This is a genomic window from Edaphobacter paludis (assembly GCF_039993895.1).
GTDB classification, from domain to species: Bacteria; Acidobacteriota; Terriglobia; order Terriglobales; family Acidobacteriaceae; genus Edaphobacter; species Edaphobacter paludis.
Genome location: NZ_CP121194.1, coordinates 1,641,944 through 1,659,769, shown reverse-complemented (window position 1 = coordinate 1,659,769; position 17,826 = coordinate 1,641,944). Strand labels below are relative to the sequence as shown.

The 17,826-nt window shown below is 58.4% G+C and carries 18 protein-coding genes; 8 read left to right on the top strand and 10 right to left on the bottom strand.

Annotation, left to right across the window (positions count from 1 at the left end):
• Window positions 1-21 precede the first annotated feature (21 nt).
• Window positions 22-1,833 carry a DNRLRE domain-containing protein gene (locus tag P4G45_RS06825; RefSeq protein ID WP_348268923.1) on the bottom strand — a complete coding sequence of 604 codons (1,812 nt, stop codon included), beginning with the start codon at window positions 1,831-1,833 and terminating at the stop codon, window positions 22-24.
• Window positions 1,834-2,132: 299 nt separating this feature from the next.
• On the opposite strand from P4G45_RS06825, the gene pgm reads away from it, so the two are divergent.
• From pgm to P4G45_RS06810, 3 genes are all read left to right on the top strand, one after another.
• Window positions 2,133-3,779, top strand: coding sequence for a phosphoglucomutase (alpha-D-glucose-1,6-bisphosphate-dependent) (gene pgm / locus P4G45_RS06820; protein ID WP_348268922.1), 1,647 nt, complete (start codon window positions 2,133-2,135; stop codon window positions 3,777-3,779).
• 133 nt (window positions 3,780-3,912) lie between these two features.
• Window positions 3,913-5,169, top strand: a complete 1,257-nt coding sequence (locus tag P4G45_RS06815; protein ID WP_348268921.1) for an arsenic transporter — start codon at window positions 3,913-3,915, stop codon at window positions 5,167-5,169.
• An 18-nt stretch (window positions 5,170-5,187) separates the two neighbouring features.
• A complete protein-coding gene (locus P4G45_RS06810; RefSeq protein WP_348268920.1) occupies window positions 5,188-5,514 on the top strand; it encodes a rhodanese-like domain-containing protein in 327 nt (108 codons plus the stop codon).
• A 13-nt stretch (window positions 5,515-5,527) separates the two neighbouring features.
• Here the strand turns inward: P4G45_RS06810 and P4G45_RS06805 are convergent, their stop codons facing one another.
• From P4G45_RS06805 to P4G45_RS06790, 4 genes are all read right to left on the bottom strand, one after another.
• Window positions 5,528-6,493: a tyrosine-type recombinase/integrase gene (locus tag P4G45_RS06805; RefSeq protein ID WP_348268919.1), complete on the bottom strand. Its 966-nt coding sequence runs from the start codon at window positions 6,491-6,493 to the stop codon at window positions 5,528-5,530.
• Entirely contained in the window at window positions 6,490-6,780 is a 291-nt protein-coding gene (locus tag P4G45_RS06800) for a hypothetical protein (RefSeq protein WP_348268918.1), read from the bottom strand. Before P4G45_RS06800 ends, P4G45_RS06805 begins: the two co-directional genes overlap by 4 nt.
• Window positions 6,773-7,714: a site-specific tyrosine recombinase gene (locus P4G45_RS06795; RefSeq protein ID WP_348268917.1), complete on the bottom strand. Its 942-nt coding sequence runs from the start codon at window positions 7,712-7,714 to the stop codon at window positions 6,773-6,775. The genes P4G45_RS06800 and P4G45_RS06795 overlap by 8 nt, the downstream gene beginning before the upstream one ends.
• A 128-nt stretch (window positions 7,715-7,842) precedes the next feature.
• Window positions 7,843-8,646 (bottom strand): EAL domain-containing protein, encoded by an 804-nt coding sequence (locus P4G45_RS06790; protein ID WP_348268916.1) that lies wholly within the window; start codon window positions 8,644-8,646, stop codon window positions 7,843-7,845.
• 157 nt (window positions 8,647-8,803) lie between these two features.
• Between P4G45_RS06790 and ffh the strand changes: the two genes are divergently transcribed.
• The gene (gene ffh / locus P4G45_RS06785) at window positions 8,804-10,189 is read left to right on the top strand and encodes a signal recognition particle protein (protein ID WP_348268915.1); all 1,386 of its coding nucleotides are present in this window, start codon (window positions 8,804-8,806) and stop codon (window positions 10,187-10,189) included.
• Window positions 10,190-10,522: 333 nt separating this feature from the next.
• Entirely contained in the window at window positions 10,523-11,206 is a 684-nt protein-coding gene (locus P4G45_RS06780; protein ID WP_348268914.1) for a class I SAM-dependent methyltransferase, read from the top strand.
• Window positions 11,207-11,464: 258 nt separating this feature from the next.
• Here the strand turns inward: P4G45_RS06780 and P4G45_RS06775 are convergent, their stop codons facing one another.
• Window positions 11,465-11,998, bottom strand: coding sequence for a thioredoxin domain-containing protein (locus P4G45_RS06775; RefSeq protein WP_348268913.1), 534 nt, complete (start codon window positions 11,996-11,998; stop codon window positions 11,465-11,467).
• A gap of 167 nt (window positions 11,999-12,165) precedes the next feature.
• On the opposite strand from P4G45_RS06775, the gene P4G45_RS06770 reads away from it, so the two are divergent.
• Complete coding sequence (locus P4G45_RS06770) at window positions 12,166-12,564, top strand: hypothetical protein (RefSeq protein WP_348268912.1); 399 nt, start codon at window positions 12,166-12,168, stop codon at window positions 12,562-12,564.
• Between the two features lie 326 nt (window positions 12,565-12,890).
• Window positions 12,891-13,118, top strand: a complete 228-nt coding sequence (locus tag P4G45_RS06765) for a hypothetical protein (RefSeq protein ID WP_348268911.1) — start codon at window positions 12,891-12,893, stop codon at window positions 13,116-13,118.
• Between the two features lie 92 nt (window positions 13,119-13,210).
• Here P4G45_RS06765 and P4G45_RS06760 read toward each other — a convergent pair whose 3' ends face one another.
• A complete protein-coding gene (locus tag P4G45_RS06760; protein ID WP_348268910.1) occupies window positions 13,211-13,456 on the bottom strand; it encodes a hypothetical protein in 246 nt (81 codons plus the stop codon).
• 10 nt (window positions 13,457-13,466) lie between these two features.
• Window positions 13,467-15,155, bottom strand: a complete 1,689-nt coding sequence (locus P4G45_RS06755) for a sodium:solute symporter family protein (protein WP_348268909.1) — start codon at window positions 15,153-15,155, stop codon at window positions 13,467-13,469.
• Between the two features lie 391 nt (window positions 15,156-15,546).
• On the opposite strand from P4G45_RS06755, the gene P4G45_RS06750 reads away from it, so the two are divergent.
• Window positions 15,547-15,831, top strand: a complete 285-nt coding sequence (locus P4G45_RS06750; protein ID WP_348268908.1) for a hypothetical protein — start codon at window positions 15,547-15,549, stop codon at window positions 15,829-15,831.
• A gap of 95 nt (window positions 15,832-15,926) precedes the next feature.
• Here the strand turns inward: P4G45_RS06750 and P4G45_RS06745 are convergent, their stop codons facing one another.
• Together P4G45_RS06745 and proC are read right to left on the bottom strand one after the other, a co-directional pair.
• Window positions 15,927-16,886 carry a COX15/CtaA family protein gene (locus tag P4G45_RS06745; RefSeq protein ID WP_348268907.1) on the bottom strand — a complete coding sequence of 320 codons (960 nt, stop codon included), beginning with the start codon at window positions 16,884-16,886 and terminating at the stop codon, window positions 15,927-15,929.
• 41 nt (window positions 16,887-16,927) lie between these two features.
• Entirely contained in the window at window positions 16,928-17,782 is an 855-nt protein-coding gene (gene proC / locus P4G45_RS06740; RefSeq protein ID WP_348268906.1) for a pyrroline-5-carboxylate reductase, read from the bottom strand.
• Window positions 17,783-17,826: the final 44 nt, after the last annotated feature.

The window sequence follows — 17,826 nt, the reverse complement described above, 5'->3', positions numbered from 1 at the left end:
ACAATTAGCCCAGAATCTCCTTTAGTTACACGTTAAAGCTATCCACACGGCGGCGGGCGTCCCATTTGCATTGTTCACACGAAAATCGACAAAGCTCCCCGCGGGGACGGCGACGCTTCCCGTTATAGAACAGCTTCCACCCGAAGCTGCAGTGCAAACCAACGCCGTGTCCGCCATGTTCCCCGGAGTTCCCTGGCGAAGCGTCACAGTAATTGATTGCATTTGCTGCGAATAGACACTCAGCATGGTCGCCATACACCCCGTCGGCACCCAGGTCAGCACCGAAGCATCTTCGCTCCCGGCGGCGTTTGTGTTGCTCACCGAATAGTAGAGGCTGGAGAACGACACCGCGTGATACATCGAACCAGACAACGCTCCAGAAGCGCTACCCGTGCCTGCGCCCACCCCATTTACTCCGGCCGCGCCCTGCGGAATCGTAAAGTTCAACACAGCCGCCGATGCCGTTCCACTGTTCGTCACCGCCGCGGGCGAGCCCGCCGCGCCAGTCGTCACCGTTCCCATACTCACGGTTGCCGCCACACCCGCAGGCCCTGTCGGTCCCGCGCTCCCCTTCTGCGCCAATACTGCCCAGGCAGCAGGATATAAATCCGGCTGCATCCCGAAGCTGCTCACCTGCGCCAGATATGTGCTCCCTTCAAACGACGCAGCGTCATTGGCCTGATAGCTCGCCCCAGAATTCCACGCTCCCCGATAGTTGATCCCAACAGCACCATTCGCTCCGGCAGCGCCGGGCAGTCCCTGCGGTCCGGCAGTACCTTGTGGCCCGGCCGCGCCGGTAGCTCCTGCCGGCCCCTGCGCACCTGCTGCTCCTGGCGCAGCAAGAAGACTCCAGCGAGCCGGGTTCGAACCCGGAGTATTTCCCTGATTGCTTGCGGCCACCGAAATATAACTCGCTCCTTGATAGCTCACTGCATCATTCATTGCATAATTCACGCTCGATATGTAATTCCCCCGGAAGATGATCCCGGCGGTCCCCGCGGGTCCGATGGGCCCCATCGGACCGGCAGGCCCCTGAAGGCCCGAAGGTCCAGCGGGGCCAGCGGATCCAGCCACTCCCTGTAAGCCGCGAGGCCCCTGAATCCCTGCAGTGCCCTGAGGACCTTGAGACCCCGAAGCCCCCGCCGGCCCCATCGGTCCCACATCTCCCTTCGGCCCAGCAGGTCCCGCACTCCCCGCGGCTCCCGGCAAGCCAGGCGCACCCGCAGGCCCGACTGCTCCCGTAGCTCCCATCAACCCTATTGGCCCGGCAGGCCCAGCCGGGCCCGCCGTAGCCAGCGTCACATCCAACACCGCCGCGTGGCCGGTCAAATCATTTTCTTTGCTGTCGAACTGAAGCACCGCCGCATCCGCGGTCAACGCCAAGCCGTGGTTCGTCGCCGGAGCGGTGAGCCAACCCTGCACCAGCGACGTCACATCCACGGCTACATAGGCCCCGGCCTCATTCACCTGGACTACCTGCGCCGCGCTTCCCAGAGGAGGCAGCGTCGCATACGTCACACTGTACTCACCCCATCCGCCATCCACTGGACGCACGCTCACCAGACCCGCTGCATCCGCCCGGTTGCAATATAGCCGCAGAGTTGCCCGCGACACCTGTACCGCTGTCGTCCCGGCAGGTAATACTCCCAGGTCAAACTGGAGGAGCGCCGTATATCCCGCGCCTACATTTAAATTCGAGATCGCCCCGCTGTTCACTCCAGGCAGCGCGCTGTTCACGTGTGCATCCGCGACCAGGGTCGCCTCTGCCGCCCACACCGGCAAAGCTGCGAAGAGCCACGCCACCAGACCCGCCCGCAGTAAAGCTTTCCGCACTCCAACCATCAAAAACCTCAGCAGGGGCCGACCCTTCGCCATGCAACGAAAAGCCGGCCTGCCAACTTCCAACGATCGAATCTCAGCGATGCACGTTGCGCTGGGCATGGACTGCCCATGCAATTAATCGTGATAACCATAAACCAGGGAGCATCACCGTTTTAGGCCAACCGCATCCGAAACACAAGCCCCCTGCTTACGACTTCCGTGTTATTCCCCGTGCCCCTGCAATTTCCCTCTCGAACCCGCATCTCATATAGTGCAATTGTCGGCATCGTTATCCGCGAGGACACTAAAGCATGAACACCGCCCCAGCCAATCAACCCGGGCAACTCCCCTCCCCGGCATCGCTCGTCAACATTCCCCATCTCATCACCGCCTTCTACTCTCTCCATCCCGACCCCACTGTTGCCTCCCAGCGCGTCTCCTTCGGCACCTCAGGCCACCGCGGCAGCTCTTTCGGCGCATCTTTTAATGACGATCACATCGCTGCCATTACCCAGGCCATCGTCGAATACCGCGCCTCGCAGCACACTCTCGGGCCTCTCTTCCTTGCCAAAGATACTCACGCTCTCTCCGAACCGGCCTTCACCACCGCCCTCGAGGTCCTCGCTGCCAACGACATCGAGGTCATAATCGACGAGCACCTCGGCTACACCCCTACCCCCGTGCTCTCCCACGCCATCATCACTCACAACCAGAATCCCAAGCTCCACCGCGCCGACGGCATCGTCATCACCCCTTCGCACAATCCGCCCGAAGACGGCGGCTTCAAATACAACCCTCCCAGCGGCGGCCCAGCTGATACCTCCGCCACCAAGTGGATCGAAAATCGCGCCAACGAGCTCATTGCCGACGGGCTCAAAGACGTAAAGCGCATCCCCTACTTCCGCGCACTCGCAGCGGATAAGACCTACCGCCATGACTACACCTCCGCCTACGTCAACGATCTCGGCAGCGTCATCGACTTTGAAGTCCTTCGCGGCACTTCACTCAAGCTGGCAGTCGACCCACTCGGCGGAGCCGGAGTTCACTACTGGCCTCGCATCGCCGAGCAATACAAACTCCCCCTCGAAATCCTCAACCCCAACGTAGATCCCACCTTTCGCTTCATGACCTGCGATTGGGACGGCCGCATCCGCATGGATTGCTCCAGCCCCTTCGCGATGGCCAGCATGATCGCCAACAAATCAAAGTACGACGTAGCCTTCGCCGCTGATACTGACCACGACCGCCACGGCATCGTCACCCGTACCACGGGCCTGCTCAATCCCAACCATTACCTGGCCGTCTGCATCCAGTACCTCTTCACCCACCGCCCCGACTGGTCGGAAAAAGTGGGCATCGGCAAAACCCTCGTCTCCTCCTCCATCATCGACCGCGTAGCCAAGGGCCTCAATCGCCCCATGCTCGAAGTTCCCGTCGGCTTCAAATGGTTCGTAGACGGTCTCGTAGACGGGACATTGGGTTTTGTGGGAGAAGAATCCGCCGGAGCCACTTTCCTCCGCCGCAATGCCCGGGTCTGGACCACTGACAAAGACGGCCTCATCCCCGGCCTGCTCAGTGCCGAGATGACCGCACGCACCGGCCGCGATCCCGGCGAACTTTATCGCGAGCTCACGCAAAAGTACGGCGACCCAACTTATCAGCGCATCGACGCCGCCGCTACCAAGGAGCAGAAGGCCAAGCTTGGCAAGCTCTCTCCCTCACAGGTCACCGCCAAAGAACTGGCCGGAGAACCGATCACAGCAATCCTCACAGAAGCTCCCGGCAACCACGCACCCATCGGCGGCCTCAAAGTCACCACGGAAAACGGCTGGTTCGCTGCCCGTCCCTCCGGCACCGAAGACGTCTACAAGATCTATGCCGAGTCCTTCAAAGGCGAAGCTCACCTCAAACAAATCCAGACCGAAGCCCAACACCTCGTCAATACCGCCATCGCCTGAACGAATCTCTACAGAAATTTTCATCAAAGAAATACCAGCTCGATTTCATTACCGCGCAGTGTTGCTTAAGGGCACGGCTTCAGCCGTGCCGTCACCGCGCGATATAAGCGGGCATTAGCCCCGAGGAACGTTTTTGTCTCCAGCCCACGTCGCCATCTGGATCATCTCCTGCATCAGCATTCTGCTGATGCTCCTCCGCCCACGCAACATTGCTGAAGCGTGGTGGATCGGCCTCGGTGCCGCCGTGATCGTAGGCTTCCGCCTGATACCACTCTCCCTCGCCGGCCACGCCATCGCTGAAGGCACCGACGTCTACCTCTTCCTCGCTGGCATGATGCTGCTGTCCCAACTCGCCCAGATGCACGGCGTCTTCAACTGGCTCGCCACCATCGCCATCCAGCACTCCCGAGGCTCGCGCATCCGCCTGTTCACGCTCATCTACATCGTCGGAACGTTTGTCACGATCTTCATGTCCAACGATGCAACAGCCGTAGTTCTCACTCCCGCCGTCCTCGCCGCCACCAGAAAGTCAAAAGTAGAGCCACTTCCCTACCTTTTCATCTGCGCCTTCATCGCCAACGCCGCCAGCTTCGTCCTTCCCATCTCGAACCCCGCCAACCTCGTCGTCTTCCACCACGGAATGCCGCCGCTCGGCGAGTGGCTGCGCCTCTTCATCATCGCCTCCATCCTCTCCATCGTGGCCACCTACTTCACGCTCCGCTGGTACTGCCGCAAAGACCTCAAAGGCACCATCGCAGACGATAATGAAACGCCGCATCTCGCCGAAGCCGGAAAACTCACCCTCATAGGCATAGCCATCGTCGCCGCCGTTCTCCTCACCGCTTCGGCGATGGGCAAAGACCTCGGCCTTCCCACCTGCATCTCGGCAATCCTCATCGCGGTAGTCATCTCCATCCGCAAACGAACCCGGCCCTCGGCGATCCTCTCCGAAATCTCATGGAGTGTGCTTCCCCTCGTCGCCGGCCTCTTCATCATGGTCGAAGCCATCGACAGCGCCGGCGCACTCCACCTCTCACAGACCGCACTCCAAACCCTGCAACACCTGAAGCCTATGGCAGGAACCATGGCAGCAGCCTTCGGCACCGGCATCGGGACCAATCTCGTGAACAATCTGCCCCTGGGTCTGATCGCCGCCGCCAGTATTCAAGCCGCGCACGTCACCGGAGCACTCCGAAGCGTCATCCTCGTGGGCATCGACCTCGGCCCCAACCTATCCGTCACCGGCTCCCTCGCCACAATCCTCTGGTTGATCGCCATCCGCAAAGAAGGACAAAACGTAAGCGCCTGGAAGTTCCTGAAGGCAGGCATCCTCGTCATGCCCCCAGCCCTGGCACTGGCCACTATTGCCGCAGCTCTCTTCACACACTAAATCCCTGATAATAGAAACATGCTAGAACCCGAGATCACAGCCGAAGCCTTCATCCAGCAGCGCCAGCAACCCAACCCGCCCCTCCTGCTCGATGTCCGCGAACCCTGGGAGTTCCAGACCGCCAGCCTGCCTGATAGCCTGCTCATGCCGATGGGCGAAGTCACCTCACGCGCTCATCAAGAACTCGACCCCGATGCCCACATCGTCGTCCTCTGCCATCATGGTGCACGTTCGCTCTCTGTCACCATGTGGCTACGCAACCAAGGCTTCGACAACGCACAGTCTCTCGCCGGAGGCATTGATCACTGGTCCCGCGTTATCGATCCGAGTGTCCCTTTGTACTAACTGCAGCGATCCACTATTTGGCGCGGGGATGGGTCTCGTCGTAAACACGCTGCACCTGCCCCACAGTCAATTGCGTGTACCGCTGGGTAGTCGACAGCCGCTCATGCCCCAACATCTCCTGAATCGCCCTTAGGTCCGCGCCCTCCTCCAGCATGTGCGCCCCAAATGCATGCCGTAGTGTATGCGGATGCACATCCGCCGCCAGCCCCCGACTCAGTGCAATCGCCTTCACGATCCGGCCTACACTCCGCGTCGTCAAACGGCAATCTCCGCGCATCCGCAGGTTCGTCACCAGCGGCCCCTCATGCACCAGCCCACCTTTACCCGCCGCCGTCAGCTTCGCCTCGCGCAGCGGCAAATAAATCATCAGTGCCGCCGCAGCCTCATCTCCCAGAGGAACTAACCGCTCCTTCTTCCCCTTGCCTCGAACCAGAACAGCATCGTCGCGCCACTTCACGCTGCCCATATTCAAACCCACCAACTCCGAGTTGCGAATCCCGCACCCATAGAGCAGCTCGAAGATCACGCGATCACGCTCCGGCCACGCCGCCGCCTCGGCCTCATCCCGCTTCGCCGGCTTCTCCAGCGAATCCAGCACCCGGTTCACCTCTTCCATGCTCGGCACCCGGGGCAAATGCAGTGGACGCTTCGGTGTACTCACCAGCAACGCTGGATTCTGCGCGACCTTCCCTTCCTTCGCCAGCCATTTGAACCAGCTTCGAATCGCCGCCAGCGCCCGCGCCGCGCTCGCCTTCGTCAGCCCGCGCTCGTACAGCACGCCAAGATACGCCCGAATATGCAGATGCTCCACCGCATCAATCCGCGCATCCTTCCCCAGCGTCTCATTCAAATAAGCCGCAAACCCACGCACCTCACGCGCATAAGCTCGCACCGTATGCTCCGACGCTCCGCGCTCATTCGCGAGCATCGCGAGAAAACCGTCAGCCAGTCCATCGAAACTGAAGCTGTCTGTCCTCACGCAATCGGCGCTCCTTTGCGGCGCTTTCTAAACTTAGCAATGGCGATAGCCACTAGAGCAAAAAGAATCCAATTGAAAAGAACGATAAGTACCGGATTCGGATCATGAAGATTCGACACCATCGCAGATAGAACTCCCCCAGCAAATCCAATCACCCCGAATACACCCAGAAACCAAGCGCAAGGCCCTTCACTACAGATACCCATCCATGCCAAAACTGAAAGTGCAGCCAGACAACCAGAGATTGCCCAAATCCAAATCAGCGTCTTAGACTGAAGTTTAGGCATCAACTCTCAACCTCTTCTTCCCGCGCGGATGATGCGCCCGATGCACCGCCTTCAGATGCCCCAGCGCCACATGCGTATAAACCTGGGTGGTCGCAATATCCGCATGGCCGAGCAGCGTCTGCACGCTCCTCAAATCCGCACCATGCTCGACCATGTGTGTCGCGCAACTATGCCGAAGCATATGCGGACTCGCCTTCGTCCCTGTCCCCGAAGCGCTCTTCACCATCTCCCAAACCCACTGCCGCGTCAACGCATTCCCGCGCACACTGAGAAACAGGGTTCGCTGCATCCCACGCACCAAACCAGGCCGCCCCAGCGACAGATACCGCTCCAGCGCTTCCACTGCACTCCGACCCAGAGGAACTATCCTCTCCTTATCACCCTTGCCTCTTACCTGCGCCCGAGCCTGATCTAAATGCAAATCCTCCACATGCAGCGAGCAGATCTCCCCAACCCTCAATCCACCCGCATAAAGCAGCTCCAGAATCGCATGGTCGCGCAGCGCCAGACCATCCGCATCCGCCGCCCGCGCAGCCACGCCGGTGCGCTCCAGCATCTCGCCCACTTCACCCTCGGCAAGGGACTTCGGTAGCACCTTCCCGCTCGACGGAGTCTCAATATTGACCGTAGGATCATGGTCGATCCGCTTATCCATAAGCAGCCAGCGATAAAACCCCCGCAGAGCGCTCAGCTTCCGCGCAATCGACCGCGACTCGACTCCATGCCCGCGCAGCCCTTCCATAAACGCGCTCACATCGGCCTGCACCGCCGACACCAGCACCCCATTCCGCCCCTCGACATGCTCCGCGAACTGCTCCAGATCGACCTGATACGCCTCACAACTGGCCGGGCGCAGCCCCTTCTCCACGCGCAGGTACGCGATAAACTCCTGCATAACCCGCACGTTTCCTGAGTTCTGGGTCGTATCCCGCATAGAACTCGATTATCGGCGTTCCCACTGCGCAAGTCTTTGATTTAAAAAGCACGGTATCCACCTCGCTAGCACCCACCCCGGCACTTGCCAACCGCGCCAACTCTCTACCCGCATCACCCTACCGCTCGCTACCTCACCGTCTGCTCATGAGAAGCGCCCATAGGACCGGGGCCATCCTCTGGCAGCGAAAACTCCGGCAACGCCTCAAAGGCAGGCCTGGCGACGAAATAACCCTGGATCAGGTTCACGCCACAATCCTGCAGCGCCGCGAACTCCGAGATCGTCTCCACACCCTCGGCAATGAACTCTATATTGAGAGTGCGGCACAGTTCCACCATCGACCGCACAATTGCCATGGCCACTGGCCGCCTGTCCAGATTCCGAGTCAAATCCATATCCAGCTTCACGATCTCTACCGGCACATCTGCCAGCACGTTCAAGCCCGAATAACCAGCGCCCAGATCATCAATCGCCACCCTGAAGCCGTGCCGGCGGTACTCGTTCACAATACCCAGCAAATGCTTCCGGTCAGCTATCTTCTCGACCTCCGTAATCTCGAAGATCAGTCGATCCAATGGAAATCCGACACTCTGCGCGGTCTTCAACGTAAGTTGAATGCAAGCCACCGGACTATACACGGCTCCCGGAATAAAATTGATCGAAAGCGCCGCGCCCGTCTCCGCCAGGTTCAACCGGCGCGCAAGCGTGATCGCTTTGACCCGGCAGCTCTGGTCGAAGCTATACCTGTTCTCGTCTGTTAATTGCCCGAAGATCGTACTCGCGGGTTCGTCATTCGGGCCTCGAACTAATGCTTCGTAAGCAAAGACGCGTCTCGTATCTACCTGCACAATTGGCTGAAAAGCCATACTGAACGGAAACGGCTCGTGAACGCCATCCTTGCATGCGCCACAGCCTTGTGGGCCGATGATCATTTTCCGATCATATCCAACTTCCCTTGTAAATTTATCTCCCGAAGCAGTGCCGCCCTACCACCTTTGCGTGATTCGAGGTCACTTCGCCGCACGATTCGGCCGCCTGCAACCCTGCCATCCTGTTGACCATCCCACACTGATAAACTGAGTCACAGTCATGTTTGAAAATCTAAGCGACAAACTCCAGCGCTCCTTTAAGAACCTCCGCGGCCAGGGCACCATCACCGAAGAGAACATCTCCGACGCCCTCCGCGAGATCCGCCTCGCCCTGCTCGAGTCCGACGTCAACCTCAACGTCGTCACCGAACTCATCGAGCACATCCGCGCCCGCGCCCTCGGCGAGCAAGTCGCCACCGCCCTCTCTCCCTCCGAACAGATCGTCAAAATCGTTCACGACGAGCTCGTCAACGTCCTCGGCAAGGACACCGCCCGCTTCCAGAAGTCTTCGCAGCCGCCGTCGGTCATCCTCATGGCTGGCCTGCAAGGCTCCGGTAAAACCACGACCTCCGGCAAGCTCGCCCAGTGGCTGAAAAAAGCAGGTCACCGACCCATGCTCGTCTCGGTCGACGTCTATCGCCCCGCCGCCCGCGAGCAGCTCGCCATCGTCGCCACCTCCATCAACGCGCAGCTCTACAAAGGCGACACCAAGGGCGAGCCAGCAGACTCCAAACTCGTTGAACGCCTCGCCAAAGAGGCCAAGCGCGAAGCCGCCAACTACGGCTGCGACATCCTCATCGTCGACACCGCTGGCCGCAACCACATCGACGACGCTCTCATGGCCGAGATGGCCATGCTCAAAAAGCTACTCAACCCCAGCGAGATCCTCTTCGTCGCCGACGCCATGACCGGCCAGGACGCCGTCAACTCCGCCAAAGCCTTCAACGACCATCTCACCATCACCGGAGCCATCCTCACCAAGATGGACGGAGACGCTCGCGGCGGCGCTGCTCTCTCCATCCGCCACGTCACCGGCGCGCCCATCAAGTTCCTCGGCACCGGCGAAAAGCCCGACGCCTTCGAGCCCTTCCACCCCGACCGCATCGTCAGCCGCATCATGGGCCACGGCGACATCGCCACCCTGCTCGAACGCGCTGAATCAACCCTCGACCGCGGTAAAGCCGAGCAGTTCGCCAAAAAGGCCCTCTCCGGCGACGGCTTCTCGCTCGACGACTTCCGCGAGCAGCTCCGTCAAATTAAAAAGATGGGCAGCATGAAGTCCATCCTCAAGATGCTACCCTCGGTCGGCCCCTTCGCGGGCATGCAGCAGGCCGTCGAAAACGTGGACGAAGGCCAGTTCACCCGCGTCGAATCCATCATCAACTCGATGACGAACAAAGAGCGCCAGAACCACGAGCTGATCAACGGCAGCCGCCGCAAGCGCATCGCCGCAGGCTCCGGCACCACAGTGCAGGACGTCAACAACCTCCTCCGCCAATACGGCCAGATGCGAAAGATGTTCAAAACCATGGGCTCAGGCGGCGGCATCAAAGCCCAGCAACGCATGATGAGCCAAATGCAAGGGCGGCAGAAGTTCGGGAGGTAGAGCGGAACGTCAAAGAGGTGCACCAAAGCCGGAGTCTGGACGCCCTTTTAGGAAAAGGCACTTCGATCCGCTGTTTGCGCCCAGCCATAGGAGAAAACCGCTGCACAACCTGCCTAAAACTGATCGCCGCCACAGGCAGGATGGAAGACTGCGAGTTCAATGGCAGACCGAAAAACATAAAAGTTTCTTGTGGTCAATGTTTTGAAGTGCTATGCTGACCCCACTTTTATGAGAACTCTCCGATCGACCACTGACCAAGTGGCGAGAAAGCTAGTCCCGGCGTGGCGATCCAAGAGAAAATATGAAGACGAGATCGCGTATTGGCGGGGTGAATTGGATCACCTGAAGGACTGGTTCGTCGATGGCACCAGGGATTGGTGGGGTGTCAGACCCCCCTCACCAAACCAGCGGCAGAATCGATCTGATCTTTGGGTGGTAAATGCCGTCATGACGCTGCATCACGTGCGCCCCAGTTATTGTGAAGAGTTGCGGCTGGAAAGAGCTCATTTCAGCGGCAAGCGCGTACTGGAAGTCGGAAGCGGCCCTCTCGCTCCCATCCTTCAGTTTTCCGGATGCATTCGACATTGTCTCGACCCTCTGGTGAACATGTATATGGCTGCCGGATGGCCCCTATATGATTACGACGCGAAGTTTGTCAGCATGGGCGGGGAGCGGATGCCCTATCCTGACGCCTATTTCGATTCCGTCATTTCAGTCAATGCGCTCGATCATGTAGACGACTTCGGCCAGGTTGCTTCCGAGATGCACCGCGTAGTGAAGCCGGGCGGAAGTATTGACTTCGAAGTGGAATATCACGCGCCCACCGTACCCGAGCCAATCGAGATGACAGACGAGAAGGTCCTGGAAGCGTTCCACGGATTCGAACTGAAGCCAGTGATTAGTCGTACAGGGCACGAAATGTTTGAAACGCTTGCCAGCAGATTTGATTTGATCCCGAACCAGTTCGAACGGTTTGGGAAAGAGCGATTTGTTACCTGGCATGGCATAAAGATTTGAGATAATGCGGCCTCTGATGGGCTGCTCTGCCTCCTCGATTCGGCTTCCAGGCCGGGTGCCCCATTCATGCAGTCTCATCGAATGAGTGGGCATTCTCGCGAAGCGCGAACCCGATACGCTGAAATCATCCTCCGCACCCCGGGAGGTCACACGCAACATCCAGATTTAAGTCTCGCTTCGAAGACCCTGGGAATTCTCAGTAGGAAGAGCGGGTTACTTCCCCACGTTGGAACATCTACGACGCGCAGCACTCAGCTCTTAGCCTGCCGCCTCCCGCATCCACCCCTCCATCACCTCGTGCCCCACCAGCCCCGCCTGCTGCCGAACCGCCTTTCCTCCCGCAAAGACCATGAAGTTCGGAATTCCCTGCACGCGATACCGCGCCGCCAGTCCCTGCTCCTTCTCCGTGTCCACCTTCAGCACCACACCGCGCCCGGCCATATCCTTCGCCGTACGCGCCACCTCCGGAGCAGCCGCGCGACAGGGCCCGCACCACGCAGCCCAGAAGTCGACCAGCACAGGAACCTTCGCCCCCTGCACAATCTCGTCGAACTCCGCCGTCGTCACCGCAATAGGCTCATCCACCGGCCCCAGGTCTGCCTTGCACGCCCCGCACCGTCCTTTATCAGCCAGATGCCCCGCGCCCGTCCGGTTCTTCTGCCCACAACTCTTACACGTCCTGATGATTCCCATCGTCCCTCCGTCAAAGCCCGCACCGAACCACTCTATCAAGTCACCAGCCGCCGGGTGCCGGGTGCCCCATTCATGCAGTCTCATCGCATGAGTGGGCATTCGCCCGAAAGCGCGACTCCCATCCCAATCCGCCGCCATAGGTTTCTAACTCCCGACGCATCCCAAACCTCTATAAACAGATTTAATCCCGCCAGCCCTCTCTTCTGGGACTACAATTACGCACCCCGGGGATTCATAGTTCAAATCTCACGAAAGAGAGATCAATCATGATCGGAGAACAGATTGGTGAAACCAAAGGAAGAAGACTAGTCCGCAGGGTCGTCTCCATCGACCCCCCAACCGCAGAAGTGTCCTTCGAGGACGCCGGCCAGATGCTTGGTATCCCCACCACCGGCATGGGGACCTACACCTCCGTCATCCGTCCCGACGGCTCCGTCCTCGGCCAGGGACAAGGCATCAACATGACCCAGGATGGCGAGACCATTACCTGGACCGGAACCGGCATAGGCACATTCGGCCCTGGCGGTTCCATCAGCTACCGCGGCATGCTCTTTTTCCAAACAACGTCTCAGAAGCTCGAGCGCCTCAACAACACCTGCGGAGCCTTCAAATACGATGTCGACGCTTCCGGAAGCACCATCTCCAAAATATGGGATTGGAAGTAAGGGCTAAATCGACTCGAAACCGGATGTCCCACAACTCTCGATCTTGAGGTGTGCGACCTCCACGGCCAAAGACGAACCAGTTGCTCACTCGTCGCAAACCTCGCTTCGGAGCCGAATTCGCGTCACCCAAATCAGCGAGCCACCCAGCCCGAAACCCATTGCGCAAAACTTGACTTAAGCCAGCCTCCGGAAGGCACTGTGTCCCCAGAGGAGTGCCAGCCAGCTTCCACAAGTCCTAAGGAGGTCCAGACCTAAAGCCTCTCGTTCGAAGACTTTAGGACTTGAGTACGGGGAGGGGGTACTGGACCGTCGAATGGAGTGCAAATATGCAGCCCTACAAAAACCTGAGCGGAACTTCCGGTGTAGTCGCATTCGAGGCTGGAGATGATCACATCAATATCGAATTTGAGGGTAAGCAGCGATATCGCTACGACTACACCATTCCTGGAAAGAAGGAAGTGGAAACAATGAAGTCCCTCGCCAAACGCAGTAAGGGACTCGCTACGTTCATCAGCAAGAATGTAAGGGAACGCTTTGCCGCTAAATTACCTTAGCGTTTCCACACGTCGCTGGTGAACGAGAGCAATGCCTCATTAAAGGTCCGGATCGAAGAGCGGCTTCAACTGCTTTCCCCTAGCTCTGCCCCCTAAAATAGAGGGTGCTTCGGCCAGAATTTGAATGTGTAGATTCCGCCAAATACCGCCATCACCATGCCCCACCACAGCGTCGGATGCAATGACTCCAACCATGGCAACAAAAGTTCATTCGGCGGAGGATTGTGATACTCCAGGATTCCTGTGGCAATCAGCACCACTCCATAGGTCAGCATCAGAATTCCGCAAAAGAACCAGATCGACAGCTCGGCTGTCTCCACATCGCGTTTTTCGTTCATAGCCAAGCTCCTACCACAACATCAAATTCAAAATAAAGAAGATGGTGATGACCACGATGGCCCAAAAGATTGGCTTCTGCCAAAGCGTCTTCGATCCATCATCTGGGATCGGCGTAACGCCATAGACCAGCCCGCCAAGCTGCTCTACTGGAACAGGCTTGGTCACCAGACTCACTATCACCGTGACACTCACGCAGATCAGCCAGCTCCACAGTCCGCGATAGAGGTTCTCTGCCATCGGCTTCGCATCCGCGCTAAGGGCGATATAGCGCAACGCCCCGGGATCGCTATGCGTCCAGACAAACATGCCGATCGAAGACACCGTTCCCGCCAATAGGCCGCAGAAGCCGCCGGCATGGGTCGCCCGTTTCCACAACATGCCGAGCACTACTGTGCCGAACAGCGGCGCGATGAAAAAAGTAAACAGCGCCTGAACGTAGTCCATGATGCTGGCCGCGTTCATGACGAGGTAAGCAGTCGCAACGCTCACCAACATGCCGATCACGGTCGACCAGCGGCCCATGGCGACGTAGTGTTTGTCACTGGCTTTTTTGTTGATGAAGGCGCCGTAGATGTCGTACGTCCACACCGTCGAGAATGCGCTGACATTGCCCGCCATGCCGCTCATAAATCCGGCGACCAACGCGGTAATGCCTAATCCCAGCAGGCCCGGTCCACAGTAGCGGATCAGCATCAGCGGAAGTACGTCGTCGTAGCTATGTTGTCCGGTGACCTGGGCAATGCTGGCGGGCACCAGGTGCATCACGCTGCCGTCGGGGTTTTTCAGCACCGCCAATGCCAGCAGGCCGGGCACGATGACGATGAAGGGAACCGCCATTTTAAAGGCTGCTCCGATAACCGGAGCCATCTTTGCTGCGCGCAGATTATTCGCACTCAGTACACGCTGGACGACGAGAAAGTCGGTTGTCCAATATCCGAAACTAATGACGAATCCCAGCCCAAAGACGATCCCGGTCCAATGCACGCCCATGGGGTTGTCTTTGAAATGACCCAGCGTGCTCCACAGATGCGTATAGTCGCTGCGGCCTACGTTCACGGCAATCTGCGCTTTAAGGTTCGTCCATCCACCGGCCTCGATCAGCCCAAGGATGGGGATCATCGCCGCGCCCGCCCAGATCAGCACAAACTGCAAGACCTCATTGATGATGGCCGACCGCAAGCCGCCCAGCATCACATAGAGCGCCACCGTGGCCGCGCCCACCCAGATGCTGAAGCTGATGTTCCAGCCAAGAACCGTTTGCATCACCACGGCCATGGCATACATGTTCACGCCGCTCATCAGAATCGTCATGATGCCGAACGAGATCGCCGACAACCCGCGGGCTGGCTCACCGAACCGCAGTTGCAGATAACCGGGTACCGAATGTGTCTTCGAGATGTAATAGAACGGCATCATCACGATGCCGAGAAATAGCATCGCAGGAATCGCACCGATCCAGTACCAGTGCATAGCAAGAATGCCGTACTGGTACGCCGCACCTGCCCAGCCCATCAGTTCCAGCGATCCCAGGTTGGCCGACACGAAGCTCAGCCCCGCGATCCAGGCCGTCATCTCGCGTCCGGCCAGGAAGAAGTCCTCGCTGGTGTTCGCCTTGCCCTTCGCGTAAAAGCCGATGAATACGACCAGCGCGAAGTACAACGCCAGAATCAGGATGTCCACCGGGGCAAGCTTGGTCATTTGCCCCTTCATCATCAGCAGCGCAGCAAAAACCTGCATCAGTCAAAACCCCAGGCGAACAGTCCATGCCAACGGCAGGGAGCGTCCACACCCTCTCAGTTAGAGCTTTTTGTATCTGTCGGAGGTCGCGGAACGAATTTCTGGCAGCGGCAAAACCTTCCAGTAAGCGTATTCCGGTAATTTCCGTTCGTAGCAACTATACAGGATTAAATTCAGGAGCTTCCAGTATTTAAATACGGCGCAGTTCGCCCTATTTTCTTTACTAAATCGTTTTACTTCGCCGTCTTCCCTGCCGGCTAGGGCAGGGTCGTCTGTTCTCTGTTACAACTCGTGACCCAAAATCCGAATCTACCTTCTGTCGGGTCATATTTACGCCCGCTGGGAGATAATAATGCGCTTTTACAGATTGGGAACCACCATCCTGTCAGTCTCACTTGCTATGGGCGTATCATCCGGCTTCGCCCTTGCGCAGAATGATAGCGGAGCAAAGCAGAGCATGAGGGACGCTGGTCACGAAACCAAGGATGCAGCGAGAGACACCGGCCACGGTGTCAAGCAGGGAACGAAAAAGGCGTATCACAAGACCAAACATGGGGTGAAAAAGGTCCACCGCAAGATGGATCCTGATACACCGCGAGAGACACGCACGGATAGGGATCGCACCACCCAACAGTAATGGCTTTAATTCGCGCATAAATGGAGAACGGCGCAGCCCAATTGGGTTGCGCCGTTCTCCATTTGCAGAATCAACGAGGCCGTCCTTATATTGTTTCAGGCACTGAAAACTTTGTTCCTTGCTCCCCAAAGCGCTTCGGCAGCAAGACAGACGAGCGCCACCCAATAAAGATCTGCGCCCAGCAGATGGACAATCTGTATCCACGTGGGGGCTAGCAGCAGAACATCCGCAATTCCAAGGACAAACTGCAAGCATAGCAATCCCGCCACAATCCAGGCCAGCCGAGACCTCACCTTCATCACCAGCCAGATCACACAAAAAAATCCTATAAGCGCGGCAGCAGGATGCACCCACCGCATCCGAACCAGCAGCGGTGAGTTTTGAGCGAAGTCAGAAGCGAAGCCCGCCAGCAGGCTGGGGGAAGGAAACAGCGTATCTGCCAGAGCTGCGACAGATCCAGTGGCGCCCACCACAATTGTTGCGATGATCGTCACCCACGCAGGCCAGAACAATGATCGGTCCTTACTATTTGATTCCATCGCATGGTTCTGCCCAGCGGAGTCATCTGCATCGCCCAGCCACCATGCCGTCAACGCCAGTGACCCCAGGAACAGCAGAGTATTGGTGAAGTGGATTGACTGCATTACCACTCGCGCGGTCGAGATGTTATTCCCGACAAACTTGCCCAGCACCAGCACTGCCCCAAGCAATGCTTCCGTCACCAGCAGAATTGCAGATGCCACAACCGCACGTCGGGCACGATGTCCTCGCATGGCTGCATAGAACGTCCAAACCACCAGCCCTATCACCAGAATTGTGCTGACACCCGTCATCGACCGGTGGGCGAATTCGATGACTGTAGCCAGACGGGGATGATGTGGAAAGTAGTCGCCATTGCAGAGCGGCCAGTTGTCCCCGCAGCCCGCCCCCGATCCTGTGGCGCGTACTACGGCTCCCCACAGGATGACCAGCACGTTGTACGCAACAACCAACCACGCATAACCAACGAGTGCCTTCGGAATCCGCTTCCCTGCCATAGCTGCAACCGTTGCCATATCCTCATTCTACGCAGCGCAAAATCGATGGCCGATATTCGTCAGCCGTTAGCCAGTTCCTTCGCCCGCTGCGTGGCCCGCTTGACGGCCTTGATTAAAGTCACTCGCAAGCCGCCTTCTTCCAGTTCGAGAATCCCGTCGACCGTGCATCCCGCAGGAGTAGTTACTGCATCCTTGAGTAGTGCTGGATGATATCCCGTCTCCAGCACCATTCTCGCCGAGCCGAGCGTAGTCTGTGCCGCCAGCAGAGTGGCGATATCGCGAGGCAATCCAACATTCACGCCTGCCTCGGCCAGCGCCTCGATGATGATGTACAAAAAGGCTGGTCCCGAACCTGAGAGGCCGGTAACCGCGTCCATATGCTTTTCATCGACGACCACCGTCCGCCCAACGGTCTGAAAGATGCGCTGGGCGATCGCCATCTGTCCTGTTGAAACAAATCTGCCAGCGCAAAGGGCCGTAATTCCCGCAGCCAACATAGCAGGCGTGTTCGGCATCGCGCGAATCACTCCGAGATCATGCCCGGCGCTATCCTCGATGCTCCGCGTTGTTACCGAAGCTGCAAACGAAAGGACAAGCTTATCCGGAGAGAGCGCCGATTTGATCTGCTCAATGACACCCGGTACCTGAATCGGCTTCACGCCCAGGAGAATCACGTCCGCCTGCTGCGCCGCGGCCAGATTATCCGTGGTGACCTCCACCCCAAACTGCGCGGACAGCGCCTGCGCTCGTTCCGGATGATGCACGGTGGCAAAGATCTGCTCTGGAGACACGAGATTGTTCTTCAGAAAGGCCTGCAACAGAATGCCGCCCATCTTACCCGTGCCCAGAATCGCTACCCGCAGTCCGGGCATCACCGGAGCAGGTGTCATAACCTCGTACGTTTCGTCGCTCATATAGAAAGGCTACCAGAGTGCCCTTTAACTAATTATCAGAGACG

Coding starts and splice junctions, on each gene's coding strand:
- P4G45_RS06770 (WP_348268912.1), top strand. CDS start 12,166: ATGATCGGAGAACAGATTGGTGAAACCAAAGGAAGAAGACTAGTCCGC.
- ffh (WP_348268915.1), top strand. CDS start 8,804: ATGTTTGAAAATCTAAGCGACAAACTCCAGCGCTCCTTTAAGAACCTC.
- P4G45_RS06795 (WP_348268917.1), bottom strand. CDS start 7,714: ATGCGGGATACGACCCAGAACTCAGGAAACGTGCGGGTTATGCAGGAG.
- P4G45_RS06790 (WP_348268916.1), bottom strand. CDS start 8,646: ATGATCATCGGCCCACAAGGCTGTGGCGCATGCAAGGATGGCGTTCAC.
- P4G45_RS06810 (WP_348268920.1), top strand. CDS start 5,188: ATGCTAGAACCCGAGATCACAGCCGAAGCCTTCATCCAGCAGCGCCAG.
- P4G45_RS06755 (WP_348268909.1), bottom strand. CDS start 15,155: ATGACCAAGCTTGCCCCGGTGGACATCCTGATTCTGGCGTTGTACTTC.
- pgm (WP_348268922.1), top strand. CDS start 2,133: ATGAACACCGCCCCAGCCAATCAACCCGGGCAACTCCCCTCCCCGGCA.
- P4G45_RS06750 (WP_348268908.1), top strand. CDS start 15,547: ATGCGCTTTTACAGATTGGGAACCACCATCCTGTCAGTCTCACTTGCT.
- proC (WP_348268906.1), bottom strand. CDS start 17,782: ATGAGCGACGAAACGTACGAGGTTATGACACCTGCTCCGGTGATGCCC.
- P4G45_RS06775 (WP_348268913.1), bottom strand. CDS start 11,998: ATGCCCACTCATGCGATGAGACTGCATGAATGGGGCACCCGGCACCCG.
- P4G45_RS06745 (WP_348268907.1), bottom strand. CDS start 16,886: ATGGCAACGGTTGCAGCTATGGCAGGGAAGCGGATTCCGAAGGCACTC.
- P4G45_RS06765 (WP_348268911.1), top strand. CDS start 12,891: ATGCAGCCCTACAAAAACCTGAGCGGAACTTCCGGTGTAGTCGCATTC.
- P4G45_RS06800 (WP_348268918.1), bottom strand. CDS start 6,780: ATGCCTAAACTTCAGTCTAAGACGCTGATTTGGATTTGGGCAATCTCT.
- P4G45_RS06760 (WP_348268910.1), bottom strand. CDS start 13,456: ATGAACGAAAAACGCGATGTGGAGACAGCCGAGCTGTCGATCTGGTTC.